Raw genomic sequence first — 26,635 nt, forward strand, 5'->3', positions numbered from 1 at the left:
ATGCCGTACGTGTCGTGAAGCTGGTGCGCGGGAGCGGTCGCCGGTGGGTCACCGCGGGGAGCGCACCGTCTGGATCAGGCGGTTGGGCCGGCCCCTGCGGATGAGGACGCCGCGGCCGGGAGGCTGCCAAGAGGCGTACACGCCGGGGAAGAGCTGCCCTTCGCCGCGGTCGCCCGCCATGACGAGGGCCGAGGACCCCGACTCGCGCAGTCCTTGGACGAGGGGTTCGTAGATACCGCGGGAAGCGCCTGCGACACGGCGCGTCAGGACGAAGTGCAGGCCGATGTCCACGGCGGAGGGGATGTAGGGCAGGAAGGGGGCCAGGGGGTCCTGGCCTGCGGTGGTGAGCACGTCGTAGTCGTCGACGAGGACGACGATCCGCGGGCCGCCGCCCCAGCTGCCCGGTTCCAGGTCCTCCAGCCGCGCGCTGTCATCGGGCAGCCGCTGCTCCAGCACGGTGGCGATCCCTGTGGCCAGGCCCGCGCAGAGCTTGGGGTTGTACGCGTAGCCACCGTTGAACTCCTCGGGGACCGCGCCGCGCAGGCTGCGCCTGGGATCCATGACGGCGAAGACCAGCTCGTCCTCGCCGTAGCGCTCGATGAGGCCGGCGGCGATGACCTTGAGGAGGTTGGTCTTGCCGCATTCGCTGTCACCCATGACCAGCAGGTGCTGGTCGTGCTGGAACAGGTCGAGCAGAACGGGTTCGAGCTGTGTCTGGTCCAGGCCGATCGGCACCCGTTGAGGTTCGGCGACCGGGCCCGGCAGGAGTCGGGGCTCCAGGAGGTGCGGCAGCACCCGTACCGGCTGGGCGACCTCGCCGCTCCAGGTCGCACGGATCGTCCGGGCCGCACGCTCCAGCACCGCGCCCAGGTCCGCGGTGTCGGCGAGCGAGTCCGTACGGGGCAGCGCGACCTGTGCGAAGAGCTTGCCCGCGGTCAGGACACGGCCCGGCTCGTCGGGTGAGAGGGTCGCTGCCAGTTTGCTGTCGATGCTGGACTCGCCGGGGTCGTTCAGCCGCAGCTCGACGCGGGTGCCGAAGTTCGACTGGACGGCGATACGGACATCGTTCCAGCGGAGCATGCCCGCCACGACGTGGATGCCGTACCCGCCGCCCCGTTGGAGGATGTCGGCGACGTCGTCCTCCAGCGCCTCGAAGTCGTCCCGCAGCGCGCCGAAGCCGTCGATGACCAGGACGATCTCAGCGGAGGCCAGCTGGGGCAGCCGGCCCGCCGTGTGGAGGTCGCGCAGCTGCTCCACGGAGTCGATGCCGTGCTCGCGGAACAACTCCTCCCTGACTGCGAGCATGTTCCGTATCTCTTCGACGGTGCGAGCCGCGCGTTCGCGGTCGGCGCGGCCCGCGACGCCCCCGACGTGCGGCAGCCCCGCCACGGCCTGCAGACCGCCGCCGACCAGGTCGAGGCCGTAGACGCCCACCTCCTGCGGGGTGTGGGTCAGCGCCAGCGACAGGACGAGGGTGCGCAGCAGCGTGGTCTTGCCGGACTGCGGACCGCCGACGACAGCGGCGTGACCGCCTGCCACCGTCAGGTCCAGGTACCACTGGCCCTGCCACTGCCTGGCCGGATCATCGAGCAGACCGAGCGGTATCTCCAGGAGGCCGCGGCGCCCCGCGAGCTGTGTACCGCGCGCGCCCACGCCCAGCGGCCCGGCAACCGTGTCCAGGGCGAGCGCATCGGGCAACGGGGGCAGCCAGATGCGGCGCACCGTACCGGCGGCATGGGCCAGCTGCTCGACCATGACGCCCAGCTCGGTCGGCCCCATCTCCCGGCGCCGCATCGCCGGCTCCTGCGCCTCCGCACCCTCCGCAGGGGACGTGGCGTTGAAGGCTTCATAGGGGAGGGCGAGGGGCCTGCTGTCCGCTTCCTCCGGGCGTTGTACGGGGCCGCGGTAGGCGCCTGAGACGTAGCTCGCCTTGAAACGGTCGTAGTGGCTGGTGTCGACCTTGAGATAGCCGAATCCGGGCAGCGGCGGCAGGTGGAAGGCGTCCGTGGTGTCCAGGACCGTACGGGATTCGTCGGCGGAGAAGGTCCGCAGGCCCAGCCGGTACGAGAGATAGGTGTCCAGACCCTTGAGCTTGCCGCCCTCGATGCGCTGACTGGACAGCAGCAGATGCACTCCGATCGAGCGGCCGATGCGGCCGATAGACAGGAACAGGTCGATGAAGTCCGGCTTGGCCGTGAGCAGTTCACCGAACTCGTCGATGACGACACACAGATGCGGCAGCGCCTCCAGATCGGGCCGACGGCTGGCGCGCAGCGCGGCATAGTCACCGATGTCGGCGACATTGCCCGCGTCCTTGAGGACCTGCTGACGGCGCTTGACCTCGCCGGCGAGCGAGGCGTGGACGCGCTCGACGAGGCCCGCCTGGTTCTCCAGGTTGGTGATGACACCGGCGACGTGCGGCAGGTCCGCGAACGGCGCGAAGGTCGCGCCGCCCTTGTAGTCGACGAGGACCAGCGCGAGGTCCTCCGGCGGGTGCGTGGTCACCAGGGCGAGGACGAGGGTGCGCAGCAGTTCGGACTTGCCCGAACCGGTGGCGCCCACACACAGGCCATGCGGCCCCATGCCCAGTTCCGACGACTCCTTGAGGTCCAGGAGCACCGGCTCGTGGGAGTCGTTGACACCGATGGGTACGCGCAGGAAGGCACGTTCGCCGCGCGGCGCCCACAGACGCGACAGATCGAGCTGTGCCACGTCCTCGATGCCGAGGAGTCCGGCGAAATCCACCGGCCCGGTCAGCGGCGCATCGGCGAGTGATTCGGCGGACAGACGCATCGGCGCCAGCATCCGGGCCAGGCCCTCCGCGAACGGGCCGCTGACCTCGTCCACGGTGCCGCGGCCACTGACCGGCTCCTGTGCACGAAGGTCTTCGACGACCACCTGATCTCCGTCCACGGTGATCCGAACACCGACATGCCCCGGCTCCTGAACCCGGTGCTCCAGGAGATGCAGGACGGTGACTCCCATCTCGCGCAGGCCGACCGCCTCGTCGGGGCGCGGCAGGTCGACCGCGTCGTCTCCGTGTCCGTCCGCGACGACGAGCAGGCGGGATGTCATGGACAGCGCGTCGTTGCCGGACAGGCCACGCCGTACCTCGGCCGCGTAGGAGGCGCGCCGCCGCAGTTCTGGACCGATCTGCCGGGCGAGCTGGTACGGAGAGGGAGCGATACGGCGAGCGGCGACAGGGCCGTCGAACTGCTCGCCATCGAGCAGGTGCGGCAGCCACTTGCCCCATTCCCAATCGGCGATCCGGTCCCCGGGCACTGCCAGCGCCATCGCCACGTCGTCCGGCGCGTGCAGGGCAGCGGCCTGGACAAGCAGGGCACGTGCCACGCGCAGACAGTCTTCCCGGGGGCCGATGACACTGACGTTGCCGACCCGGTCGAGCGGAACGGTCAGTGGCAGCTCGGTGCCGGTGCGGAAGCGCGCCATCAGCGCCGATGCCTCATTGAGCATGAAACGGTCCGGCGGGGTGAGCACCGACGAACCCTGCTGAGCGATCTGCAGATCGCGCACGGGCATCTCGCCGGTGCCGACCCGCACGCGGAGAAAGTCCCCGTCGACGCGGCGGCGCTCCCACAGGCGAGCCGGGTCGCGCACCACGTCGTAGAGAGCAGCCGGGGGTGGGTTGAGGACGCCGGCACGGTCGCGTCGGCGGCGCTCCTCGGCAGCCAGTTCCTCGCGCAGGTCCTCCAGGTAGGCCAGGTACGCCTCGCGCTGAGTGCGCCGAGTGCGCTGAGCCTTGCCGCGCTGCGAGAAGACCAGAGCGACGGACCCGATGACGGTGACGACGAGAATGATCGCGCCCAGCGCGGCGAACTGACTGTTGCGTACGACCGTCATCATCACCACGGACGACATGACGCCGGCGACGGGCAGCAGCGACATCGCGATGTTGCCCGACTTCCCCTCGGGAAGGTTGGGCGGGGCCTCGATGACGCGCGCCTCGGAAGCGGCCGGTGGCCTGGTGGTCCTGGCCGGGCGGTGTATCAGTCGGGTAGTCATCGTCGTCCGTCGTTCACGATCGGGCTCGGCATCTGGTCGGGCTCGGCATCTGGTCAGTGACTCTTCCGGGAGAGGCAGAGCTGGAAGACGTCTGCGGCAAGGCGGGTGGCGGCTTCCCTGGTCGGGTGGGCCAGCAACTCGGTACGGATCGGGCCGCCGGCCGCCAGATGCCGGTCGTACGGCAGGATCTGGACACCTGCTCCGGTGGACTCGAGTTTCCGGGCAGCCTCATCGAGATCGAGCCCGGAGCGGGGTACCAATTCGGTGAGCACGACGACCGTGCCGGTGATCACACGCCGGGGCAGCCCCTGCATCCACCGCAGCACCGAGTACGTGCTGGTGACGCCTTCCGGCGTGGCGGGGGCGGTCAGGACACGGCCATGGGCGGCGGCCATCGCCACCCGGGCGACCTCGGCGGGCAGCGTCTCACAGTCGATGACCACCACGCCGAAGTACCGGCGCAGCGCCACCACGGCCTGCTCATACGCCCGGCTGTCCAGCATCACACCGATCTGCCCCCGGCTCGCGGGCAGCAGCCAGGAGCCGTTGGGGAGCCGGACGAGATAGCCGGTGACATCCAGCAGCGACATGTCCGGCTTCACGATGTCCGCGATATCGCCGGTCGTCCAGCGCACCGTCTCGGCGCCGAGACGCAACGGCAGCGAGCCGAGCGCCGGGTCGGCCTCCATGAAGAGGACCGGATCCCGCCGGTAATGCGCGTACGCGGTGCCCAGCAGAGCGGTGACGGTCGACTTGCCGGAACCGCCCCGGATGGAGGTGACGGCGATCTGCCGACCCGTCGTCACGGGCTGCTGCAGCACCGCGGCAGTGCGGGTGGCCTCGGCAACCTCGCGCGCGGCGGACGAGGAGAGTGCACGGCGCAGGGTACGCGCGGCGCGCGCCGCGAAGGGCTCGCCGTGCTGCGGCTTGCTGCGCAGGGCGCCGAGCAGGCCCTCGTCCACCACAGTGCGGGAGTCAGGAGCGCTCCGAGGCCGGGAGTCCGGGGCGTACGCGGCCGAAGACTGCTGATCCTGCCCCTCATACGGATAGCCGGCCTGCTGCGATACGTCACCGCGTTGGGCGGCGTCCGGGACCGGGATGTCCTGCACGTGCTGGGCAGGGCCCGGCGCGGAAGCGCGCAGCGCCTGCCCACCGGGGCCTTGCGCACCCTGCTGGATACCGCCTTCCGCCAGGTCGCGCAGCACATCACCCTGCCAGCCGTCTCCGCTCGGCATGCCTGACCTTCACCCCCAACCTGCTGCCCCGCTCGGAGCGGCGGCACAACGACTCAAAACTGTCAGAACTGGTTGAGCAACCGCCCGTACACGCCGAACACGCCGACGGCGAGCGGGAAGAGCGCCACCAGGCCGATGGACTCGATCAGGTCGCCCATGCGCCGAAGCCGCACCTGCACATGCTCGGGCACCTGCACGGCCAAGACGGCCAACGGCAGCACCGCGGCGGCGCAGAGCAGAGCCAACGGTCCGGCACCTCCCGCATGCTCCATCCACCACATCACCAGGCGCACCACGAGGCACGACGCGGCAGCCAGGAGTGCGACAACCTCAGCGACCAGCGGGAATGCTCGCGCTCTCGACACCAGCACCACGACAACGAGCGCTGCCAGCACCACGGTCCACACGGTCGGCTTCTCCGCCAGTGTGAGCAGCCAGCCGGCAGCGGCTGCCGACATCGCGGTGACGATCGTCGAGAGGGCAAGGCCGCGGTGCGTCGCCGCCAGCGCGGTGCCCACCTGGTGACGGCTGACGGGCGCGCCGCCCGAGCGCCGGTCGTCGAGCGTGGTGAGCCCCGACGCCATCAGCGCGAGCCGCGGCAGTACACCGAGCACCACCAGCGAGAACACCGCCATGACGGCACCGAGCCGGGCCGGATCCCCCTGAACCGCGGCCACCACCTCCCACACCACGGCGATCGCGGCGGTGGTCACCGCACCGACCAGCCCACCCTTGCCCAGCGGAGAGAAGTAACCGAGAAACACGAGTGTCACGACCAGCGCGCCCGCTACGGCAGCGAGCCGTCCGATGCCTGGCCAGCCGAACGCATCGGCAGCAGTCCACGCCGCGAGCACACCGAGCCCGCCAGAGGTGAGCAGGAGCGCGGTCGCCAGGCCCCGGTTGCCCCGCCCGACCTTGGCGACGAGCGCACCGGCAGCCAGAAGCACAGGCGATACGACTGACAGTGCACCGACGAGGGCTCCGAGCGGGAACTCACGGCGGGCGAGCAGCGCGGCGATCACCGCGAAGGCGACGGCCGCCACCCCCGCACTGGCCCGGCGCGCCGCGGGACGCCAGCGCCAAGCCCGCAAGTCGAGGTCGTCAGTCACCTGGTCGGTAACGTCGTGCACCACTGGTGCGGGCGGCACAGAGTGCGTCGTGACGAGCCGGAGCACGGCGCCGTCGGCAACCCCGGCCGACGCCAGCGTGCTGTCATGCGGCAGGACGGAGCCGTCGGACGTAATCAACTGCCGAGCTACCGGCCGCGAAGCGGGCCGATCGCCCAGCAATGGCAGGACATCCGGGATCAGCTGCCCGATCGGCGTATCGGAGAGCAGCACGACATCGGCCCGGCGTCGCTCGCCGACCAACGTCACTCGGCTCAGTTGCGCCCGGGAATTCGCTGCTCTGCTCACCACTTACCCGAACCTACCATCGCGGGATTGACGAACTCTTCGGCCAAACCGAACATGCTTCCACCCAGGCCCCGCGTCAGGGCACCCTTCTCCCGCCATCGGGAGACCTTCGCGCACCCCCAGGAATGCGGCAGACCCTGTCCGAACCTGATCCGTGCACTTCTAGGATCTGGCCGGCCTCGTCGGCTGCCCGTACGGCTGCACCTGACGCTGCTGTTTCTCCTGCTCAGCCTTCTGCGTCGCCAGCGTGTGCTGAAGGAACGACCACCCCACGCACCCCGCACACAGGACAGCCGTGATCGCGATCCCCGCAAACACCTTCCCGAGCCGCTCATCCGCTGTACGCCGTCCTCGCTGCGCACCGAACAACAGAGCATCCCGCAACCTGCGGCGGCGCACTGCCACCGACTCCAGTAGCTGACTGTCGTAATCCCGCGCCATCTCGTCGTCCGTCGCCTCAGTCGTCCGTCGCTTCAGTCACGGTGTTCCCCACCTGGTCACCGCCGGTCTCGCCGGACCGCCATGACGAGGCGCTCTCCGATACCAGCGCGCTTCCGGGGCCACCGCCGCGCAGTCGGCATGGCGAGCACCGTGGCTGAACGACGATACTCCCAGCCACTGACAACAGCGGGGCCGTCGCGGTTTTCTGGCACCAGCCAGCCAAGGCTGGCTCTGGCCCGCAGCAACGGAGGCCGAGAGGCCACGGCGGTCGCCCCGGCCAGGCGGGTCATCGCCGAAACCCTGACGCCCCCTGCGCTCGCCGGGCACGGGCGCCCGACGCGGACGTCTGCCGCAGGCCGTGCTTCGGCGGTTGCGGCGGGATAGCCAGGTCAGAGTTGTTCTGGCCTGGCTTTTTGTGTTTCTAGGGTGTTTGGGGGGTGGGGGTGGGGGTTAGTTGGTGGCGGTCTAGTTTGCCGTTGGTGTTGCGGGGGAGGGCGGGGAGGGTTTGGACGGCGTCGATGGTGATGCCTTGGGGGAGGCGGGTGGCGCAGTGGCGTTTGAGGGTGAGGAGGGTGGGGGCGGGTGTGGTGGCCGGGACGATGAAGGCGGTCAGCCGGGTGTCGAGGGCGGAGCCGGTGGTCAGGGCCGCGGCTTCCGAGACCTGGGGGTGTGAGGTGAGGGCGGCTTCGATCTCGGTGAGGTGCATCCGGATGCCGTGGATTTTCACGGTGTCGTCGAGGCGACCGAGGTAGTGGAGGTCGCCGTTCTCGTCCCTGCGTACCCGGTCGCCGGTGCGGTACCAGCCCTGGTGCGGGGGCTGGTTCCAGTAGCCGAGCATGACGGTGGGGCCGGCGACGGCGAGTTCCCCGGTGGTGATGGCGTCTTCGCCGGTGGGGGCGCCCTCGGGGGCGAGGATGGTGATGTCGTTTCCGCAGGTGGGGCGGCCGATGGGGGTGGGAGTTGCGGGGGTGCGGGCCTGGGGTGGCGGGAGTTCGTACGCGGTGCAGACGTTGGTCTCGGTGGGGCCGTAGAGGTTCAGGAAGCGTTTGCCGGGCCAGTGGCGGCGCAGCCGGTGGAGGTCGTCGGGCGGGAACACTTCGCCGGCGAAGAGGACGGCGCGCAGGTGCGGGAGCTGCCGGTCCAGGAGGCCGCCGTTGCGCATCATCAGGAGGAGGGCGGAGGGGACCGAGTACCAGATGGTGAGCCGTTGGCGGTCGAGCAGGTCGGTCAGTGTCCGCGGAGTGTGGGCGAGGTCGGGAGGGATGAGGTGGACCGAGGCTCCGGCGGAGAAGGCGGTGTAGAGGTCGAGGACGGACAGGTCGAAGTTGAGGGGGGCGTGGTTGGCGAAGCGGTCGGCCGGAGTGGCGTGCAGCGTTTCGGTGGCCCAGTTGACGAATGCCAGGGCGTTGCGGTGGCTGAGGCAGACGCCTTTGGGGCGGCCGGTGGAGCCCGAGGTGTAGAGGATGTACGCCGGGGAGTCGGAGGACAGCCGTGGGCGCGGGGAGCGGGGTGTGGGTGTGGGTGTGGGTGTGAGTGTGGGTGTTGTCGGTGGGGTGCCGTGTGGGGTGGCGCTTCGGCCGGGGGGTAGCGGGGTGTCGAGTAGCAGTGTGGTGGCCGCCGGGTGCGCCAGGGTGGGGGCGCGGTCCGTTGTGGTGACGACCGCGGCGGGCGTGCAGTCGTCGATGATCTGCGTGGCGCGGTGGGCGGGGTTGCGCGGGTCGACGGGGACGTAGACGGCGCCGAGGCGCAGGACGGCCTGGGTGGCGGCGACGGCGCGTACGGTCTTGTCGGCCCAGATGATCACCCGGTCGCCTGGCGAGACGCCGAGTGAGTGCAGGGCGTACGCCAATTGGTCGCTGAGTGCGTCCAGTTGGGCGTAGGTGAGGGTGATGGTGGGGTCGGTGACGGCGGTCGCGTCGGGGGTGTGGCGGGCGGCGCGGGACACCAAGTCGTGGAGGAGGGGTGCGCGGGTCACCAAGTCGTGGAGGAGGGGTGCGTGGGACACCAAGTCGTGGAGGTGTGGCGCGCGGGTCACAGTCCGAGTCCCTTGGCGATCAGCTCGCGCTGGATGTCGGAGGTGCCGGAGAAGGTGCGGGCCGGCAGCGCGTCGCGCAGGGCGCGTTCGATGTCCGTACGGGTGGAGTGTGCCGAGCCCGCGAACAGCTGGGTGGCGTCGAGGGCGGTCTGGACGGCGCTCTCGGCGGTGTGCAGCTTGGCCAGTGCGATGTCGAGCGGGGTGTGCTCGTCGCGGTCCAGGAGCCAGCAGGTGCGGTAGAGCAGGAGCCGGGCGGTTTCGAGGCGGAGTTTCATCTCTGCGATGCGGTGGGATACGGCCTGGTTGGCGGCGATGGGGCGGCCGAACTGCTGCCGGGTGGTTGCGTGTTGGACCGTCTCGTCGATGAGGCGGTCCATCTGTCCCAGGTAGGCGGCGAACAGGCAGCTGCGTTCCCAGCGCATGGAGGACTGGAAGATGGCAGCGCCCTGCCCGGGGCGCCCTACGACGCGGGTGGCGGGCACGACCGCGTCGGTGAAGGTGACGGTGGCCGCCGGACAGGTGGTGAGCGCCGGTTTGTCGAAGGGGGCGCCGATGGTGACGCCGGGGGTGTCGCGGTCCACGGCGAAGCAGGTCACGCCGAGGAAGCCGAAGGCCGGGTCGGTGACGGCGTAGACGAGCAGGAGGTCCGCGATGGGGGCGTTGCTGACGAAGGTCTTGGTGCCGTTGAGGGCGTAGTGGTCGCCGTGCCGTTCGGCGGTGGTGCGCAGGGCGGTGACGTCCGAGCCGGCCGCTTCCTCGGTGATCGCGTTGGCGCCGATCCGTGCGCCGGCGGCCAGCGGGGGGACGAGTTCCTTGCGCAGGGTGTCGTCGCCGTGCTCCACGATCGGCATGGCGGTGGCGAAGAGGTGGGCCAGTACGGAGAAGAGCAGGCCCATGTCCGGGCAGCCGCGCCCGGCAGCCTCGACCGCGCGGGCGGTGGTCACGGCGTCGTAGCCCCGCCCGCCCCACTCCTCGGGTACCGACAGGCCGGTGATACCGAGTTCGGCACAGCCGCGCCAGAGGCCGCGGACCGGGTCGGGCACGGGCGCCGTCTGCGCGCCGAGCGCGCGGGCGCCTGCCAGGACGCGGTCGTATACGGTCTGCTGCTGGTCGGTCCAGGAGAAGTCCATGGGCGGGTCCTTCGGGAGAGGCGGGTCCTTCGGAGAGGCGGGGCGGTCGAGTGGCGTGCGCCAGGGGGGAGCGCTCAGCGGTACTGCGAGATGACGTGTTCGCCGAAGAGGCGCAGCTGCTTCTTCGTCTCCTCCAGCGGCATCAGCCCCTGCTCCATGTACAGGCCGAACCAGCTCAGTTCGCCACCGTTGCCGTAACACGAGGCGACGTCGGCGACCTGGCTGCGGACCTGCTCGGGGGTGCCGCCGAGCGCGTACTGGGAGTCGAACATCCGCTGTACGGTCCACTCGCTCTTCGGAAGCATCTGGCCGGGGTACTTCTCCTCGTCCTCGGCCAGCCGGAACGCCTCCCAGAAGCCGAAGTCGCCCAGGTACTCGTTGAAGGCGGCGTAGGTGGTGCGCTCGGTGATGTCGTGGAGCTCCTGCTGTGTGTCGGCGAAGTGGAGGGAGCGCATGGCGCCGACGCCCTCGCCCAGCTTCAGGTCGCGTCCGTGCTCGGCGGCGGTCTGCTGGTACGCGCGGCACAGGTCGACGAACTTTTCGGGGCGCGGGCCGAGAATCCAGGGTGTGATGTTCTCGCGGGCGGTGTAGCGGATGGTCTTCTCGCTGAGGGAGAAGGGCTGCATCAGGGGCGGGTGGGGCTGCTGGTAGGGGGCCGGGACGACCGAGACGCGGCGGATGACGCCGTTCTCGTCCAGTTCGCCGGGGGCGCCGTACTTCTTGGTCCACTCCTGGGCCGGCCAGCGCGTGATGCCCTGCTCGTAGGGGAAGGGCACCTGGTAGTACTGGCCGTTGTGGTCGATCGTCTCCTGGGTCCAGGCCATCTTGACGATCTTCATGTACTCCTCGTACACACTGCGGTTGTGATCGTCGGTCTCCGAACCGTCCATCGGAGTCCCGCGCACCCGCGTGTGCTGCCCCATCACGTTGAGCCAGCGGTCCTGGAAGCCGCGGGCGAAGCCGCCGTAGACACGTCCCTTCGTCAGGTGGTCCAGCATCGCCATCTCCTCGGCGACGCGCAGCGGGTCCCAGGAGGGGAGTACGAGGCCGAGCGGGCTGAACTTGATGCGCTCGGTGCGGGCGGCGAGGTCCGCGAACAGCAGCAGCGGGGCCACGGAGATCTCGAAACCCTCGGAGTGGAAGTGGTGCTCGGTGGTGGAGAGCACGTCGAAGCCGACCTCGTCCGCGAGCTGCGCGATCTCGCGGACCTCGGTGAGCATCTCCTGGTACTTGTCGTTGTTGCGGCCGATGGGCCGCAGGCGCTCCCGCTCCTCGAAGGTGGCCGGGATGGTGGGGGTGATGAAGAGGAGGAACTTCATGGGTGCTCTGTTCTGCTTCCGGTAGGTGTGGTGGCTGCGCGGGTTCGCTGGGGCGGTCCTGTCAAGACACGGGCGCTTACGGCACGACGGTGGTCGCGGTCATCAGGAACTCGGCGAGGTGCCCGTCGTGCGGCAGACCGGGCACGTAGGTGCTCGTCGGGCGGGTGCCGAGGAAGACATTGCGGATGGTGGGGTCGGCGAGGGCCCGGGAGACCAGTTCGGTGTCGTCGGTGAGCGTCATCAGCGCAAGGCTGTGCCGCAGTGGCCCGAGGCCGTCGCGGCGGTTCCAGGGCGCCACCCAGACGCAGGGAAAGGGCATCTCGGCGCCGAGGACCGGGTCCTGCGGGTCCGCTACGAGGTGAAGGGCGGGGCGGAGCGCGGCGCTGCCGTCGCCCAGGTCTGCGACCAGGCCGTCCGCTCCGAGCAGTGCCTCGGTGTCCGCCGCCCGTCGTGCGAGGTGTTCGCGCAGCGCATGAGCGCGGGCGAGCGGTGCGACGGGCAGGACCGCGTCGGGGGCTTCGGGTGGCAGGGCCGGGAGCCGGGCGAGCCGGGCGGCCAGCGCCTGCGCCACCGGTCGCGGGTCGCCCTCGACGAGGAGCGCGGTGGCGTTGACGCAGCCGAGTCCGCCGCCGGAGGTGACGGACTCCTCGATGACATCCAGGTGCCGTGTCCAGTCCGTGCCTTCGGTGACGAGGATCTTGGAGCGGCCGGGGCCCTGGACGAAGACCGACGCCTCCCCGCGGTAGCGGCGTACGACATCGTCGCCTCCGAAGACCACGGACCGGTCGGCGGCCGCCACCAGCGCGTCGCCGACCTCGTGGCCGCCGGGGAGCAGTACGCAGTGCGCGGGGTCGAGGCCCGCCGCCCGTAGCGCGTGGACCAGCCGTGCCGGGGTGAACGGGTCGCGGCGGGAGGGGCGTACCGCGACCCGGTAGCCGAGCGCGAGCGCGGTCAGCCATTCCAGGTGCGGCCCGGGGTGGTTGCCGGGTGCGAGGACGGCGAGGACGTCGCCCCGGCGGGTCCAGACGGCGCCCGGGGCCCCGGCGGCCCGGCCTGTCCAGGGGTAGCGGGCCGCCACTGCCGTGGGCCGCTGGCCGTCCGCGCCGTCCGCGATGGCGGCGGCGCCGGTCTCGAAGAGGCGGAGCGCGGCGCGCGGGGTGGCCAGCGGCAGTCCGGTCGTACGGGCCACCGCGTGGCAGTAGTCGGCCGGGCTCTCGCCGTCCAGGGTGGCGGTGGCGAAGAGGCGCCCTGCGGCGCCGATCACCTTCCGTGTTTCCTCGGGCGCGGGAGCTTCGGCCCGGCGCATGGCCTCGACGGTGCGGGCCACGGCCAGCCGCGGCACCATCGACAGGTCCGCGAAGGGCCGGCCGGCCACATCGGGGACGGCCTCGCGGCGGTGCGGCGCGTAACTCCCGGCCGGGACCAGGGCGTGAACGGTCCGCCGCGCGGGCGCACTGGTGGCGGGCATGCTCAGTACACGCCCTCGATGATCTCGCTGTCGGCTTCGGCGTACGGCGCGACGTCGGCGACCGCGTCGGCCGGGTGGCCCGGCAGCGGCGCGATACGGGTCGCGAGGTCCCGTTCGAGGTTGTTGGGGAGCAGCGTCTCGCGGGTGAGGGTGTGGGCGAGCACCCGGCCGCGGGCGCCGTAGGGGACCCGCTCGCCGGAGGCGGGGTCCAGGATCTCCATGAGGAAGCCGGTGTAGCAGGGGACGAAGACCGCGCTGCCGTCGTCGTGCGCCGGGCTCTGCGACGGCAGGGGGACGTACTCCGGCGAGACGCCGGTGATCGTGTTCCCGTACGCGCCGCGCAGCCGTACGCCGGGGAAGACCTCGTGGCGCAGGATGTCGCGGGTGTCGCGGTCCATCGAGGCCCCGCTCCACAGGATGGTGTGGACGCTGCGGTTGATCAGGTCCACCGCGCGCGGCGACTGCGCGAGTACCTCCAGCAGCGGCGGGGTGCAGAACATCACGTCGATGGTCTGGGTCGTCAGCAGGTCCATGGTCTGGGAGACCAGGTGCTCGATATAGCCCTGGGCCTCCTGGCCCCGGCCGGTGCGCATCAGCTCCTTGACCCACCGCGGGTCGAGATCGATGTGCAGGGGTACGGCGGAGCGCAGCGCCGTCAGTTCCCGCAGGACGTGGCCGACGGCGTGCGGGCCGGTCGGCGCGATCAGCAGCCAGTTGCCGCCGTGCGGGACCTGCTCGCGGTCCAGGAAGGAGGACCACCAGCCGGCCTGCCGCCGGAACTCGCCGAAGTCGACGATGCGGCGCGGGCGGCCGGTGGTGCCGCCGGTCTCGAAGACCCGCATCGGCCCCGAGCCGGCCAGCCCCTTGGGTACGAGGTCGCCGACCGGGGCCCTGCGGATCTCGTCGGTGACGTCCGGCAGCAGCGCGAGGCCGGCGAGTGTGGTGATGTCCTTGCGCGGGTCGAAGGACCAGGTACGGGCCTTCTCCAGCCAGAAGCGGGAGCCGGTGTCCGGGCCGAAGTGCCAGTCCATCGCCGCCTGGACCAGGTCGTCGGCGCGGAAGCCGGAGCTTCCTTGGGTGACGAGCGGGGTGTGTTCGTGGGTGTCCATCACGGAATCCTTCGGAAGTTCGGCGGGGCTCAGGCGGGGCTCAGGCGGGGATGTCGAGGTCGGCGAGGAGGGCGGCGATCACCGGGCCCGGGTCCCGCTCCGCGAAGAAGTGCCCGCCGGGCGGGTCGGTGTACAGGTGCCGGCGGTACGCGCCGGGCGCTGCTTCGTCGGACCAGGCCGCCAGGCCCTCCGGCGTGGTCAGCGGGTCCCCGGCCCAGCCGAAGACCGAGACGCGGCAGTCCAGCGGCGGCGCGGGCGTATGCCGGTAGCTCTCTGCCATGGCGATGTCGGCGCGCAAGGACCGTACGAGAAGCGGTGCCAGGTCCCGGTGTTCCAGCATGGGCTGGGGGATCGCGCCGAACTCGCCGACGCGTTGCCACAGTTCGTCGGCGGCGAGCTCCGCGAAGTAGGGCAGGTGGCGCGGCGCCCAGGGCGCGTCGTACGCGGCGATGGCCAGGGCGTGCGGTGCGGTGCCCCAGCGCTCGCGCCAGGCGCGGGCGAGGGCGAAGGCGGGGCAGCCGCCGAGGCTGTGGCCGAAGAGGACCAGCCGGCCGGCCCGCCCTGGGTCGGGCAGTTCGGCGCACAGCGTGTCGGTGACGTACGACAGGTCGCAGGTCACCGGCTCGTCGCCGCGCAGGAGGCCGTGTCCGGGCAGGTCCGCCGCCAGCAGCCGTACGTGCGGGGGCAGGTGGCGGGCCCAGTCCTCGTAGACGCGGGGAGTGCCGCCCGCGTACGGAAGGCACACCAGCGTCGAGGTCGCGCTCTCGTCCCCGGCCAGCGGCCGCAGCCAGGGCCGCTCCGGACGCACGGGGCCCGGCATCAGAACAGCGGCGCGGCGGCCGGGGCGCGCAGCGAGCCGAGGTGCGGGTGCCAGAGGTGGTCCGGGTTGTTCTCGACGGTCTCGATGACCTCGCGCATCGTGGCCAGGACCGGCGGCTGGTCGGTGTTGTAGACGTTGCCCTGGAGCAGTCGCAGCACGTCGAGCCGGTAGCGGGGGTCCTGGACGAAGGCGGTGAAGAGGATGTTGAGGCGGTAGTAGATGGTGATGAAGTTGTACCAATTGGTCAGGCCGCGGCGTTGTTTGGCCTCGTACTCCGCGAACCGCGGCCGGCGGAAGTCCCCGGCCTCGGCGGCGGCGAGCACGTCCTGGGACAGCAGCCGCGCGCCGTGCATCGCGATGCCCACGCCGCTGGAGAAGATCGGGTCGACGAAGCGGGCGGCGTCGCCGACCATCGCCCAGCCGTCGCCGGTGATCTGCCGCATGGCGTAGCTGAAGTCGCCGTCCACTTTGAGCGGGCGGACGGGTGTGCAGGCGCGCACTGCGGCGGCCAGTTCGGGGCGGTGTTCCAGCGCGCCCCAGAAGAACCGCTCCCGGTCGCCTCCGGCGTCTCTCAGCCGGCTCTTGCGGGAGACCACGCCGACGCTGGTGACGGTGTCGGTGATCGGGATCTGCCATACCCAGCTGTCCTCGGCGGGCAGGAAGTGCACGAAGAGGTAGTTGCCGAGGCCGCCGTCGCGGGCGGCGACGTCGCGGTCCAGGCCGGTGAACCAGCCGTGCACGGCGTACTGGTCGAAGGTCGGGTCGGTGACCTTCAGGCCGAGCTGACGGCCCAGGACGGTGCCGCGTCCGCTGGCGTCGATCACCATGCGCACGGTGGCCTCGCTCTGGCCGCCGCCGGACGCGTGGACGATGCGCGGGTGCGGGCCGTCGAAGTCCACCCGGCGGACGCGGGCGCCTTCGAAGACCTTGGCGCCGAGACTGCCGCTGTGCTCCAGCAGCAGCTGATCGAAGCGGCCGCGGTCCACGTGGTACGTGTACGTCTGGCCGCCCCAGAGTTCCTCGTCCTCGGCGAAGGCCAGGTCGGCGACGTTGAAGGCGTCACTGGCGCGGGCGCCGGACGGTGAGGTCCAGGCGGCGCCGTACTTCTTGGGGAAGCCGGCCGCGTCGACTTTGCCCAGCGCGCCGATCTCCTCCAGTACGGGCGTGGTGGCCGGCACCAGGGATTCACCGACGTGCTCGCGCGGGAAGTTCTCGCCCTCGAACACGGCGACGGAAAGCCCCGCTCGCGCCAAATAGGACGCGGCCGTGGAACCGCCCGGTCCGCCCCCGATGATTCCGATATCGAAATCGGTCATGGTGATTACTCCTCAGGCCCGTACCGAAGTTTCCGGCAATTCCGCGAGCAGCGTCGCGATGCTGTCGATCGTCGCGAAATTCGAGCCGATCACCTGGTCGTGCGGAATGATGATTCCGTGTGCCGACTGAATGTGGCCGATGAGTTGCACGGTGGTGAGCGAGGTGAGAATGCCCCATTTCAGGAGCGGCGCGTCGGTCGCGATCTCCTCCTCCGCGGAGCCCAGCACCACATTCTGGAGGTACTCCCTGACGGCGTCGACCGCCTCGTCCTTGGTCATCGTGGTGCACCCTCTCGTGCTGCCGGGCCATTTGGGACCCGGCAAGCTGACCACAGGAGAAGCGGGCGAACCACACCCGATTCGCAATGAATCGATCACGTTTCCTGATCGATTCCCCGGGTTTTTCCGGTGCACCGGCGGTGCGCGGCAGAAATTACTGGCAATGGTTGGTGCCCGGCCCTGTGTGCTGCTAATTTTCGGCCAACCCGTGAAAGGCCAGTCCGTGGAGGAGCTGCCCGTGTCTGTTTCCCTGTACGACGTCGGAATTATCGGCGGTGGCCCCGCCGGGTCGACCATGGCGTCCTATCTCGCGCAGGCCGGACTGTCCTGTGTCGTCCTCGAAGCCGAACATTTCCCGCGCCCGCACGTCGGCGAATCCCTGGTGCCGGCCACCACGCCCGTACTGGCGGAGATCGGCGTCCTGGAGAAGGTCGAGAAGGCGGGCTTCCCCCGCAAGTACGGAGCCGCCTGGACCGCCGCGGTGGACGACTCGATCCCCCGGATGGGGTTCCAGGGTCTGCACCGCGGCTTCCGGCTCGCCGACATCCGGTTCAGCGAACGCGACCAGCCGGACGTCCACCAGGACCACACCTACCACGTGGACCGTGCGCGCTTCGACGAACTGCTGCTGGACCACGCCTCCGAACTGGGCGCGGTGGTCCGCCAGGGCGCACGCGTACAGCGTGTCGACCTGGAAGGCGACATCAAGCGCCTCACCTACCGCACCGGCGGCACCGGTGGCGTCGAGGAGACCGTACGGGCCCGGATGGTCGTCGACGCCAGCGGCCGCGGCACCTTGCTCGGCCGGCAGCTGAAGCTCAAGGAGCCCGACCCGGTCTTCGACCAGTACGCCGTCCACACCTGGTTCGAGGACCTCGACCGGCAGGCGGTCAGTGGCACCGAGGACCGCGCGGACTACATCTTCATCCACTTCCTGCCGCTCAGCGACACCTGGGTGTGGCAGATACCCATCACCGACACCATCACCAGCATCGGCGTCGTCACCCAGAAGAGCCGCTTCAAGGAGGCCGCCGCCAACGACCTGGAAGCCTTCTTCTGGGACTCCATCGACTCCCGCCCCGAACTGGGACGCGCGCTGCGCGCCGCCAGGCGGGTCCGGCCCTTCAAGTCCGAGGGCGACTACAGCTACGCGGTGCGCGAACTGTGCGGCGACGGCTGGCTGCTGATCGGCGACGCGGCCCGCTACGTGGACCCGATCTTCTCCAGCGGCGTCAGCGTCGCCCTCAACAGCGCCCGGATGGCCGCCCGCGACATCATCGCGGCACACGCGGCCGGCGACTTCACCCGGCAGCGGTTCGCGGCGTACGAAGGCAAGCTGCGCAAGGCCGTCCACAACTGGTACGAGTTCATCTCCATCTACTACCGCCTCAACATCCTCTTCACCGCCTTCGTCCAGGACCCGCGCTACCGCGGCGACGTCCTGAAGATGCTCCAGGGCGACGTGTACGACGCCGAGGAGCCGGCCGCGCTCGGCAAGATGCGCGAGGTCCTGCGCGAGGTCGAGGCCGACCCCCACCACCTGTGGCACCGGCACCTCGGGCAGCTGCGGGCCACCGCCCCCGCGACAGGCGCCTGACGGCGACCGGAAAGGCGGACCGTAACCATGTCCCGTACGGACGAGAGCGCCGGCATCGCCCGCCCCTGGTGGTTCTGGGCCGGAGTGGTCCTCTCCTGCGCCGGTGTCGCCCTGCACCTGCCGATGTTCTTCGCCATGCGCTCGATGCACCACCACATGGCCGGTATGGCGATGGGCGGTCCCCCCGAGATGGTCGCCGGCATGCTCCTGCTGGTCGTCGGCCTGGCCGCCGCCGTCTTCGGCCTGGTCCGGCGCCGGCCCTCGGACGAGGCGGCGTCGGCAGCCGGCCGCTACCGCGTGGCGCCCGGCCCGCAGGACCGGCTGAGCCCGGCTCATCGGCGGCTGATCGCGGCGCTCTCGCTCGCGCTGGTCATCGATGTGATGAAGCCCGCCACCCTCGCGTTCATCATCCCCGGACTGCGCCAGGAGTACGGGATCGGCCCCGCGGAGGCGGCCGCGCTGCCGGTCGTGGCACTGGCCGGCACCATCACCGGGTCGCTGGTCTGGGGCTGGCTCGCCGACCGGCTGGGGCGGCGCGCCACCATCCTGCTGTCCGCCCTGATGTTCATCACGACCACCGTGTGCGCCGTGATGCCCACCTTCGAGTGGAACCTCGTCATGTGCCTGGTGATGGGGATCGCCGCCGGCGGGCTGCTGCCCGTCGCGTACGCGCTGATGGCGGAGTCGGTTCCGGCCCGGCAGCGCAGCATCGTCATGGTGCTCCAGGCGGGCCTGGCCACGGTCGCCGCGTACTTCTTCACGAGCGCGCTGGCCGCCACCCTGATCCCGGTCTTCGGCTGGCGCGTCATGTGGCTGGTGCACTTCCCGTTCGCCGTCGCCGTCATCCTCATGAACCGGTGGATTCCCGAGTCCCCGCGCTTCCTCGTGCGCTACGGGCGGATCGCCGAGGCCGAGCGGATCGTCGCCGACTACCGGATGGTGCTGGTCAGCGACGCACCGGCGGACCACCCGGTTGACCCACCGGGCAGGCAGGGCGCGCTGGCCGCCCTCTTCGGCCGCCGGATGGTGGTGAAGACCCTGGTCGTCGGCGGGTACGCGATCTCCTGGTCCATCGTCAACTGGGGCTTCATGACTTTCCTGCCCACGCTGCTGGGCAAGTCCGCCGGGTCCCAGGTACTGCCGCTCTCCTCCCTCCTGGCCATCCCCGGTACCGTCCTTGTGGCGTACCTCTACGCCCGCTGGAGCAGCCGCCGCACCATGGTCCTCTCCGGCGCGGTCACCGTCGTGGCGCTGCTGGGCCTCGCCGCCCTCGGCCGCGCGGACGCCGGGCCGGTCACCTACCTCCTTCTCGCACTGCTGCTCATCGGCACCAGCGGAGTGGTGGCGGCGCTGGCCCCGTACGCCGCCGAGATCTACCCGACCGACGTACGGGGCGCGGCCAGCGGTTTCACCGCGGCGTGCAGCAAGGCCGGCGGGCTCTTCGCCCCGCCGCTGATCGGGCTGCTGCTGGCGCAGTACCCCGGCATGCGGGTGATCGCGCTGTGTGCCGCCGTGCCGATGGCCGTGGCGACCGTCGCCATCGGGTTGAAGGGGCGGGAGACGGCGGGCCGGGAGCTGGAGGAGGCGCGGCAGGCTCCCGATGCCGTCGTCAGTCGCGCAGCAGACGATCGCGGCGCGCCAGCAGGAATCTCCTGAACTCGGCGACCGGAGCCGTCTCCTGGCGCCCCCGCATCCAGATCAGGGCGATGTCGCGGACCGCGTCCGGCCCTTCGACGTCCAACTCGACGACGCCGGGCCGGGGCACCGCGGGGGCGGGCAGGAGGGCCACGCCCAGGCCGGCGGCCACCAGCCCGCGGAGGGTCTCCACCTCCTCGCCCTCGAAGGCGATCCGCGCGGTGAAGCCGGCCGCGGCGCACAGCCGGTCGGTGATCTGCCGCAGGCCGTAGCCCGAGGGCAGGCAGACGAAGGCGTCGTCTCGTACCTCCTCCAGCCGGGCCTGACGGCGCCCGGCCAGGGGGTGGCCGCCGGGCACGACGAGGCGCAGCCGCTGCCGGTGCACCCGGCGGGCGGTCACGTCGGGCTCGTCGGGCGGGGGCGCGATGAGCGTGAGGTCCAGTTCCCCGGTCCGCAGCCGCGACAGCAGCGCGGCACCGTAGTCCTGCATCAGCTGGAAGCGGATGCGGGGGCGGCGCCGGCTGAACTCGCGCAGCAGGTCGGGCACGGTGGACGGGCCCAGTGTGTGCGGGAAGCCGAAGGCGATCCGGCCGCTGTGCGGATCGGCGTCCTCCTGTACGGCCCGGCCGCCGCGTTCGGCGTGGGCCAGGGCGCGTTCGGCGTGCGCGAGGAGGGTGCGGCCCGAGGAGGTCAGCCGGACGTTGCGGCCGTGCCGGGACAGCAGCTGGACGCCGAGGTCCGCCTCCAACCGGGCGATGGCACGGCTCAACGTCGGCTGCGGCAGACCCAGTTCGGCGGCGGCCCGGGTGACGTGCTGGGTCCTGGCCACGGCCACGAACTGGGCCAGCCGGGGCGAGAGCAGCAGCGCAGCCGAGTCGGGGTCCAGCGGGATCGGGGACCCGCGGGGGCCGATGTCGTACTCCGCCGACTTCTCGTGTCCGTCCGGGACTTCATGCTCCGGCATGCGCCACCCCTACTCATGCACAACTGCATCAGTATCCCAGCATTCCGCTATTGGACGCATGGATCGGTGCTGCTTAGCGTCGCACGCATGGTGGATACAACTACGGGGGCCGGCGCCCCCTCTCCCGTGCCCGCGGCCCCGCCCGGCAACACCAGACTCGCTCCCGGGACCCGGGCCTACCGCCGCGCCATCACCGCGCTCTTCGCGGCCGGTGTCGCCGTCTTCCTGCTGCTGTACGTCACCCAGGGACTGCTGCCCGAGATCTCGGACGAGCTGCGGATCACCCCGGCCGAGGCGAGCCTCACGGTCTCGGCCACCACCGCGGCGATCGCCGTCGCGCTGTTACCGCTGAGCGCGCTGTCGGAGCGGTACGGGCGCACACGCGTCATGACGATCTCCGTCTTCACCGCGTCCGTGATCGGCCTGGCGCTGCCGTTCGTGACCGATATCGGGGCGTTCATCGCGCTACGGGCCCTCCAGGGCCTCGCCGTGGCGGGACTCCCGGCCACCGCGATGGCCTACCTCGCCGAGGAGGTCTCGCCCAAGGCGGTCGCCTCGGCGATAGGTCTGTACCTGGCCGGCAACAGCATCGGCGGGATGAGCTCACGGTTCGTGGCGGGCCTGGTCGCACAGTGGAGCAACTGGCGGGTCTCACTCGGAGTGCTCGGTATCGTCGCGCTCCTGTGTGCGGTGGTCTTCCGCCTCACCGTACCCAAGGCGGCCAACTTCGCTCCCGCGCCCGTCAATCCGCGCGCCGTGGCGCGTACGGTCTCGGGTCACCTGCGCAATCCGCTGCTGCTGCGGCTGTACTTCCTCGGCGCACTGTTCATGGTCGTCTTCGGCGCGGTGTTCACGGTGCTGGGCTACCGGCTGTCGGCGGCGCCGTTCGGCCTGCCCGAAGGTGTGATCGGCGCGTTCTTCCTGATCTACCTGGTCGGTACGGTGACCTCGGCCTACATCGGCCGGTTCGCCGAGCGCTTCGGGCGGCGCCCGGTCCTGTACGCCGGCATGGTGGTGGCCGCTGCGGGCGTCCTGGTCACCGTGGCCGACAGCGTCGCGGCGATCGTGGCCGGCCTGGTCCTGGTCACCGCCGGTTTCTTCACCGGCCATGTGATCGCCTCCAGTTCGGTGAGCAGCAACGCGGCGACGGGCCGTGCCCAGGCGTCCGCCGTCTACCTGACCATCTACTACATCGGCAACAGCATCGGCGGCACGCTGGCCGCTTCCGCGTATCACGGCGCCGGGTGGACGGGCGTGGTCGTGGTGTGCCTCGTAGCGATGGGCCTGGCGGCCGTCATCGCGGTGCGCAAGATCTGAGAGGCCGTTCGTGCACGCACGGGGAACGGGGCCGGTGAGCCACCCCGGACCCATCACGATTCGTGATCGGTGCCAGAGCGGATTGCGTCTTGGACGGCCCGCTGCCCGGTGTTGGACTGGATCCACGGCGGATCCCCTGCCCAGCGGCCCGGGACCGTACGTCATGAGTCCGACCCCAACCCCCACGGAGACCGTTATGCCTCTCATTCACGTGCAGCAGACCCCCGGCAAGACCGCCGAGCAGAAGGCCGAGCTGGTCCGTGAGCTGACCGACGCCTACGTCAAGGCCACCGGCAGCAAGCCGGAGAGCGTGTGGGTGACCGTGCAGGAGATCGCGACCGACAGCTGGTCGATCGGCGGCGACACGCTCGCCGCCCGCGCCGCCAAGCGCTGACACCCCACAGCCGCCGTTTCCGGGCCGGGCTGCCCCCGTACCCCGTCCGGAAACGGCCCCCGGCCCGGCCGTCCTAGCCGTCCCGCCCCCCGCCCGAACAGGAGATGAAGAGCCGCCGTGACCGAGCGCAACGTGCTGGACACCGCCGTACTGTCTTCCGACGCCGCCGCCGATGCCGCCGGTCCCTGGGATCTGCTGGTCGTGGGCTGCGGTGCGGGCGGGCTGGCGACCGCGGTCAGTTTCGCCGAGAACGCCCCGGGCAGCCGGGTCCTGGTCCTGGAACGGGCCAGCCGCTACAACCGCGGCGGGAACACCACCTGGACCGGCTCGTTCTTCCGGCTCACCGCGGACGGCACACCGGCGGACGACTTCGAGAGCCGGATGCACGAGCTGAGCGAGGGCCGATCGGACCCCGACTACATCGCGGCGCTGTGCGAGAACGCGGAGCCCACCGTGCGCTGGCTCGCCGACCGCCATGGCGTGGAGTTCGAGACCCGGCCCACGTACTTCGTCACGGCGCGCGGCCCCCGCCTGATGCCCGCCGGCGGCGGCGCCAGTCTCGTGGACAAGCTCGCCAAGTCTTTGGAGCGGCTCGGCGGCTCGATCGCCTACGGCGTGCGGGCCACGTCGCTGAGCACCGACGCCTTCGGCGCGGTCAACGGCGTCCACGTCCAGGAGGGCGGCAAGCCGCGGCACATCGCCGCCCGGCAGGTCGTCCTGGCGTGCGGCGGCTTCCAGGGCAATCCGGAACTGCTGGACCGCTATGTGGGTCCGACCGCCGGCGAGTTGCGGCCCATCGCGCCCGGCGGCAAGAACAACAAGGGCGAAGGCATCGAGATGGCGGTGGCGGTGGGCGCCGCCCGCAGCGGGCAGTACGACCGCTTCCACGGCGAGCCCGTGGACCCGCGCAGCCACCAGGCCGAGGCGCTCGTCATGGCCTACCCGTACGGCATCCTCGTCAACGCGGACGGACGGCGCTTCCTCGACGAGGGCTCGGACACCCCCGACAACACCTTCGAGGAAGTCGCCTACCGGATCTGGCGGGAAGCGCGCCAGTCCGCGTATCTCATCTGCGACGCCAAGCTGGTGCAGATCGAGGGGCACGAACGGTCGCTGCTGACGGACAAGGACCCGATCACGGCGCCGACCGTCGACGAGCTGGCCCGCAAGCTGGACATCGCGCCCGACGAGCTGACCTGGACCGTGAACCGGTTCAACGACGCCTGCCGGTCCGCCGCTCCCTACGACCCCACGCGGCTCGACGGCAAGCACACCGTCGGTCTGGTGCCGCCGAAGTCCAACTGGGCCGTGGAGCTGGACACCGGTCCGTTCATGGCCTGGCCGGTGCACTGCGCCATCACCTTCACTTTCGGCGGCCTGCGTACCGACGCCCGTTCGCGGGTGCTGGACGAGAAGGGCGGGCCGATCCGGGGCCTGTACGCCCTCGGCGAGACCGCCGGGCTCTATTACAGCCGCTACCCGGGGGCCACTTCGGTGCTGCGGGCGCTGACGTTCGGCCGGACGGCCGGTGCGGAGATCGCCCGAACGCCGGTCCCCGCCGGGTGAGTCCACCACCGACCCGCCCTTGACCCAAGGAAGTTGCCAGTTGTCATGAAGACCGCATCAACACGCACGCCCTACGCGCTGTTGCTCGCCGTCCTGTGCTCGCTGAACGCCGGCGGCCTGTTCGCCTCCGACATCAACCTGCCCGGCGTGCCGGCCACCGCGCACGCCTTCGACACCCCGGTCGCGTCCGTGCAGTGGACGTTCAGCGCGTTCATGATCGGCATCGCGGTCTCGCAGGCGGTCTACGGGCCCGTGTCGGACGCGTACGGCCGCAAGCGCGTCATCGTTTCCGGGCTCGGCCTGTTCGTCGTCGCCTCGCTGATCTGCGCGATGGCGCCCACCGTCGAGGTGTTCGGCGCCGGCCGGCTCCTCCAGGCGCTGGGCGCCGGCTCGGGCATGGTGCTCGGCCGGGCCGTGATCAGCGACCTGTACGAGGAGAAGGACGCGGCCCGGATGTTCGCCACGGTCATGCCGATCGTGGGTGTCTCGCCGTCCGTCGCCCCCTTGGTCGGCGGCTATCTGACCACGTACGTCTCCTGGCGCGCGCCGTTCGTGGTGACCGCGCTGATCGGCTTCGTGACGCTGGTCGTGATGATCACCTCGATCCCCGAGAGCCTGCCGCCGGAGCGGCGCAGCAAGCACTTGGGCGCCACGCTTAGGAGCTACCCCAAGCTGCTGACCCGCCCGCTGTTCTGGGCGTACACGATCAACCTGGCGGTGGCGTACGGCGGCTACTTCGGTTACCTGGCGGCCTCCCCGCTGGTCTTCGAGAAGATGGGCCTGGCCACCGAGACCACCAGCTACTGCTACATCACCGTCTCGATCGCGTACGTCGCGGGCAACCTCACCTCGCGCACCCTGGTCCGCAAGAGGCCGGTCAACCAGCTCCTGTGGGCGGGCCACGGCTTCTTCCTCGTCGGTGCACTGATGATGCTGGGCCTGGGGCTGAGCGGGGTCGGCGCGCCGTGGGGCCTGCTGGTCCTGGTCTTCATGCCGGTGATGACTTTCGGTAACGGTTTCCTGCTGCCGCTGTCGATGAGCGCGGGGGTGACGACCTTCCGCGCGACGGCCGGATCGGCTTCCGGTCTGATGGGCGCGCTCCAGTTGCTGGCCGCTTCGCTGGGAATTTTCCTCTCCAGCCGGCTGCCGTCGGGTGACCTGTTCGCGCTGGGGTGGTTCGTGGTGGCCGCCGCCGTGGTGGGAATTGCCGCTTTCGCATTCTTCCTTTCGCTGGCCGCGCGGCAGACCACCACCGCACAAAACCGGGACGTTGAAATCCACGGTGGCGAACAGCGGGTCGGGAATTTGCAAGGAGCTACCGCCGAGTAAAGAACCTGTACTCCGAGGAGCGGCACCGTCGGTGGCGGTGCCGCTCCTCGGTGTGCGAAGATCCCCCCGCGGCGATCCCGAAGGCCGGAATATTAACCTTCAACATTAAGGATCGCTTCGAGGGATGGGGGGATCCTGTGGAATTGCGCCAGATTCAGTACTTTGTTGCCGTCGCCGAGGAGCTGCATTTCGGCAGAGCGGCCGAGCGGCTGCACATCGGCCAGCCCGCGGTCAGCCAGCAGGTGCGCCGGCTGGAACGGGAACTGCGCACCCAGCTCTTCGACCGCTCCAGCCGCACCGTCACCCTCACGCCGGTCGGCCAGGCCCTGCTGCCCGAGGGCCGCGAGCTGCTCAAGGCCCTGGACTCCTTCGCGGCCAAGGCCCAGCGGCTGGCCGCCCAGAGCGAGGCCACCATCCGCGTCGGCATCAGCTCCGCCCTGGGCGGGCGGCTGGACGACTTCCTGGACGCGCTGCCGGAGCGCGGTGCCGGCACCCGCTTCGAGTTCCAGACCCTCGACGTCCACACGCGGCTGGAAGAGGTACGTGCCGGGCGGCTGGACGCGGCCTTCGTCCGCGGCGTCGAAAGCGCCCCTGGCCTGCGGCTTCTTACCCTCTGGTACGACCCGTTGGTGGTCGCGCTGCCTGCCTCCCACCCGCTGGCCGGACGCGATCACCTGGAACTGGCCGACCTGGCCGGGCTGCCGTTGCGCATGGCCTCCCGCGGCGAGAACCCGGTGCTCTTCGACACCGTCTTCGCCGCCTGCCGCAAGGCCGGTTTCGAGCCGACCCTCGGCCCGCCCTCCACCGGGCTCCAGGACACCCTGGCCGAGATCGGGGCGGGCGCGGCCGGCTGGACCCCGGTGTACCCGACGGCGGCCGGCACGGTCTCCTCCCGTCGGATTGCGCTGCTTCCGCTCACGGGAAACCCCATCACCATCTGCATGTTTCTCGCCCTGCGGGCAAACGCGGATCCGGGCCGTCTGGAGTTGCTTACGGCAACAAGTACACAGGTTCGCCGAAAGGTTGCGGAGGAGAACCGAAAGATCCTGCATGGGTGATTCTTTACTTCTGCATTGCGGTTCGATGGAAGACGGGTGGTAGATTTCAAGTCAGCGATCTTCCGGTCTCGCCCTCGCCGATGTGTTGTGCCGGCTGAAAAATACGGGCGGCCGAACCGTGAATTTCGCCAACGGGGTGATGCGGGATTTGTCAGGGGAGAATCCCGCCAAGGCAACAGCGTGTC

The 26,635-nt window shown here is 70.6% G+C and carries 19 protein-coding genes; 7 read left to right on the forward strand and 12 right to left on the reverse strand.

All coding sequences use genetic code 11. From position 1 onward, the window contains the following. Positions 1 to 48 precede the first annotated feature (48 nt). From eccCa to ACH4OW_RS23070, 11 genes are all read right to left on the reverse strand, one after another. Positions 49 to 4,023 (reverse strand): type VII secretion protein EccCa, encoded by a 3,975-nt coding sequence (gene eccCa, locus ACH4OW_RS23020; RefSeq protein ID WP_398029836.1) that lies wholly within the window; start codon positions 4,021 to 4,023, stop codon positions 49 to 51. Positions 4,024 to 4,076: 53 nt separating this feature from the next. Beyond that, positions 4,077 to 5,258, reverse strand: coding sequence for a MinD/ParA family protein (locus ACH4OW_RS23025; protein WP_398029837.1), 1,182 nt, complete (start codon positions 5,256 to 5,258; stop codon positions 4,077 to 4,079). Between the two features lie 62 nt (positions 5,259 to 5,320). Beyond that, positions 5,321 to 6,676 carry a type VII secretion integral membrane protein EccD gene (gene eccD / locus ACH4OW_RS23030; RefSeq protein ID WP_398029838.1) on the reverse strand — a complete coding sequence of 452 codons (1,356 nt, stop codon included), beginning with the start codon at positions 6,674 to 6,676 and terminating at the stop codon, positions 5,321 to 5,323. Positions 6,677 to 7,535: 859 nt separating this feature from the next. Continuing rightward, complete coding sequence (locus tag ACH4OW_RS23035) at positions 7,536 to 9,149, reverse strand: amino acid adenylation domain-containing protein (protein ID WP_398029839.1); 1,614 nt, start codon at positions 9,147 to 9,149, stop codon at positions 7,536 to 7,538. Further along, complete coding sequence (locus ACH4OW_RS23040; RefSeq protein WP_398029840.1) at positions 9,146 to 10,279, reverse strand: acyl-CoA dehydrogenase family protein; 1,134 nt, start codon at positions 10,277 to 10,279, stop codon at positions 9,146 to 9,148. Before ACH4OW_RS23040 ends, ACH4OW_RS23035 begins: the two co-directional genes overlap by 4 nt. 74 nt (positions 10,280 to 10,353) lie before the next feature. Further along, the gene (locus ACH4OW_RS23045) at positions 10,354 to 11,598 is read right to left on the reverse strand and encodes an LLM class flavin-dependent oxidoreductase (protein ID WP_360130704.1); all 1,245 of its coding nucleotides are present in this window, start codon (positions 11,596 to 11,598) and stop codon (positions 10,354 to 10,356) included. A gap of 76 nt (positions 11,599 to 11,674) precedes the next feature. Next, positions 11,675 to 13,066, reverse strand: a complete 1,392-nt coding sequence (locus tag ACH4OW_RS23050) for an aldehyde dehydrogenase family protein (RefSeq protein WP_398029841.1) — start codon at positions 13,064 to 13,066, stop codon at positions 11,675 to 11,677. A gap of 2 nt (positions 13,067 to 13,068) precedes the next feature. Beyond that, positions 13,069 to 14,175: a phenazine biosynthesis protein gene (locus ACH4OW_RS23055; protein WP_398029842.1), complete on the reverse strand. Its 1,107-nt coding sequence runs from the start codon at positions 14,173 to 14,175 to the stop codon at positions 13,069 to 13,071. 40 nt (positions 14,176 to 14,215) lie between these two features. Continuing rightward, positions 14,216 to 14,995, reverse strand: coding sequence for a thioesterase II family protein (locus ACH4OW_RS23060; RefSeq protein ID WP_398029843.1), 780 nt, complete (start codon positions 14,993 to 14,995; stop codon positions 14,216 to 14,218). Next, complete coding sequence (locus ACH4OW_RS23065) at positions 14,995 to 16,311, reverse strand: NAD(P)/FAD-dependent oxidoreductase (protein WP_398029844.1); 1,317 nt, start codon at positions 16,309 to 16,311, stop codon at positions 14,995 to 14,997. The genes ACH4OW_RS23060 and ACH4OW_RS23065 overlap by 1 nt, the downstream gene beginning before the upstream one ends. A 12-nt stretch (positions 16,312 to 16,323) precedes the next feature. Beyond that, positions 16,324 to 16,590, reverse strand: coding sequence for an acyl carrier protein (locus ACH4OW_RS23070; protein WP_398029845.1), 267 nt, complete (start codon positions 16,588 to 16,590; stop codon positions 16,324 to 16,326). 238 nt (positions 16,591 to 16,828) lie between these two features. Between ACH4OW_RS23070 and ACH4OW_RS23075 the strand changes: the two genes are divergently transcribed. Together ACH4OW_RS23075 and ACH4OW_RS23080 are read left to right on the forward strand one after the other, a co-directional pair. Next, positions 16,829 to 18,187 carry an NAD(P)/FAD-dependent oxidoreductase gene (locus ACH4OW_RS23075; RefSeq protein WP_398029846.1) on the forward strand — a complete coding sequence of 453 codons (1,359 nt, stop codon included), beginning with the start codon at positions 16,829 to 16,831 and terminating at the stop codon, positions 18,185 to 18,187. A 27-nt stretch (positions 18,188 to 18,214) separates the two neighbouring features. Continuing rightward, positions 18,215 to 19,843: an MFS transporter gene (locus ACH4OW_RS23080; RefSeq protein WP_398029847.1), complete on the forward strand. Its 1,629-nt coding sequence runs from the start codon at positions 18,215 to 18,217 to the stop codon at positions 19,841 to 19,843. On the opposite strand, the gene ACH4OW_RS23085 is transcribed toward ACH4OW_RS23080, so the two are convergent. After that, positions 19,797 to 20,786, reverse strand: a complete 990-nt coding sequence (locus ACH4OW_RS23085) for a LysR family transcriptional regulator (RefSeq protein ID WP_398029848.1) — start codon at positions 20,784 to 20,786, stop codon at positions 19,797 to 19,799. The genes ACH4OW_RS23080 and ACH4OW_RS23085 overlap by 47 nt on opposite strands. An 87-nt stretch (positions 20,787 to 20,873) precedes the next feature. Between ACH4OW_RS23085 and ACH4OW_RS23090 the strand changes: the two genes are divergently transcribed. The 5 genes from ACH4OW_RS23090 to ACH4OW_RS23110 all read left to right on the forward strand — a co-directional run bounded on the left by ACH4OW_RS23090 (position 20,874) and on the right by ACH4OW_RS23110 (position 26,450). Further along, positions 20,874 to 22,103, forward strand: coding sequence for an MFS transporter (locus ACH4OW_RS23090; protein ID WP_398029849.1), 1,230 nt, complete (start codon positions 20,874 to 20,876; stop codon positions 22,101 to 22,103). A 196-nt stretch (positions 22,104 to 22,299) separates the two neighbouring features. Then, complete coding sequence (locus ACH4OW_RS23095) at positions 22,300 to 22,497, forward strand: 4-oxalocrotonate tautomerase family protein (RefSeq protein WP_030413313.1); 198 nt, start codon at positions 22,300 to 22,302, stop codon at positions 22,495 to 22,497. Positions 22,498 to 22,614: 117 nt separating this feature from the next. Continuing rightward, a complete protein-coding gene (locus ACH4OW_RS23100) occupies positions 22,615 to 24,063 on the forward strand; it encodes an FAD-binding protein (RefSeq protein WP_398029850.1) in 1,449 nt (482 codons plus the stop codon). A 45-nt stretch (positions 24,064 to 24,108) separates the two neighbouring features. Continuing rightward, a complete protein-coding gene (locus ACH4OW_RS23105; protein WP_398029851.1) occupies positions 24,109 to 25,392 on the forward strand; it encodes a multidrug effflux MFS transporter in 1,284 nt (427 codons plus the stop codon). Between the two features lie 137 nt (positions 25,393 to 25,529). Next, a complete protein-coding gene (locus tag ACH4OW_RS23110) occupies positions 25,530 to 26,450 on the forward strand; it encodes a LysR family transcriptional regulator (RefSeq protein ID WP_360130667.1) in 921 nt (306 codons plus the stop codon). Positions 26,451 to 26,635 lie beyond the last annotated feature (185 nt).

The organism is Streptomyces sp. NPDC017056 (genome assembly GCF_044332485.1).
Taxonomy (GTDB): Bacteria; Actinomycetota; Actinomycetes; order Streptomycetales; family Streptomycetaceae; genus Streptomyces.

Excerpts from the sequence above, each read along its gene's own strand:
- eccCa (WP_398029836.1), bottom strand. The coding sequence starts at position 4,023 with ATGACTACCCGACTGATACACCGCCCGGCCAGGACCACCAGGCCACCG.
- ACH4OW_RS23025 (WP_398029837.1), bottom strand. The coding sequence starts at position 5,258 with ATGCCGAGCGGAGACGGCTGGCAGGGTGATGTGCTGCGCGACCTGGCG.
- ACH4OW_RS23040 (WP_398029840.1), bottom strand. The coding sequence starts at position 10,279 with ATGGACTTCTCCTGGACCGACCAGCAGCAGACCGTATACGACCGCGTC.
- ACH4OW_RS23045 (WP_360130704.1), bottom strand. The coding sequence starts at position 11,598 with ATGAAGTTCCTCCTCTTCATCACCCCCACCATCCCGGCCACCTTCGAG.
- ACH4OW_RS23050 (WP_398029841.1), bottom strand. The coding sequence starts at position 13,066 with ATGCCCGCCACCAGTGCGCCCGCGCGGCGGACCGTTCACGCCCTGGTC.
- ACH4OW_RS23055 (WP_398029842.1), bottom strand. The coding sequence starts at position 14,175 with ATGGACACCCACGAACACACCCCGCTCGTCACCCAAGGAAGCTCCGGC.
- ACH4OW_RS23060 (WP_398029843.1), bottom strand. The coding sequence starts at position 14,995 with ATGCCGGGCCCCGTGCGTCCGGAGCGGCCCTGGCTGCGGCCGCTGGCC.
- ACH4OW_RS23065 (WP_398029844.1), bottom strand. The coding sequence starts at position 16,311 with ATGACCGATTTCGATATCGGAATCATCGGGGGCGGACCGGGCGGTTCC.
- ACH4OW_RS23070 (WP_398029845.1), bottom strand. The coding sequence starts at position 16,590 with ATGACCAAGGACGAGGCGGTCGACGCCGTCAGGGAGTACCTCCAGAAT.
- ACH4OW_RS23080 (WP_398029847.1), top strand. The coding sequence starts at position 18,215 with ATGTCCCGTACGGACGAGAGCGCCGGCATCGCCCGCCCCTGGTGGTTC.
- ACH4OW_RS23085 (WP_398029848.1), bottom strand. The coding sequence starts at position 20,786 with ATGCCGGAGCATGAAGTCCCGGACGGACACGAGAAGTCGGCGGAGTAC.
- ACH4OW_RS23090 (WP_398029849.1), top strand. The coding sequence starts at position 20,874 with ATGGTGGATACAACTACGGGGGCCGGCGCCCCCTCTCCCGTGCCCGCG.
- ACH4OW_RS23095 (WP_030413313.1), top strand. The coding sequence starts at position 22,300 with ATGCCTCTCATTCACGTGCAGCAGACCCCCGGCAAGACCGCCGAGCAG.
- ACH4OW_RS23105 (WP_398029851.1), top strand. The coding sequence starts at position 24,109 with ATGAAGACCGCATCAACACGCACGCCCTACGCGCTGTTGCTCGCCGTC.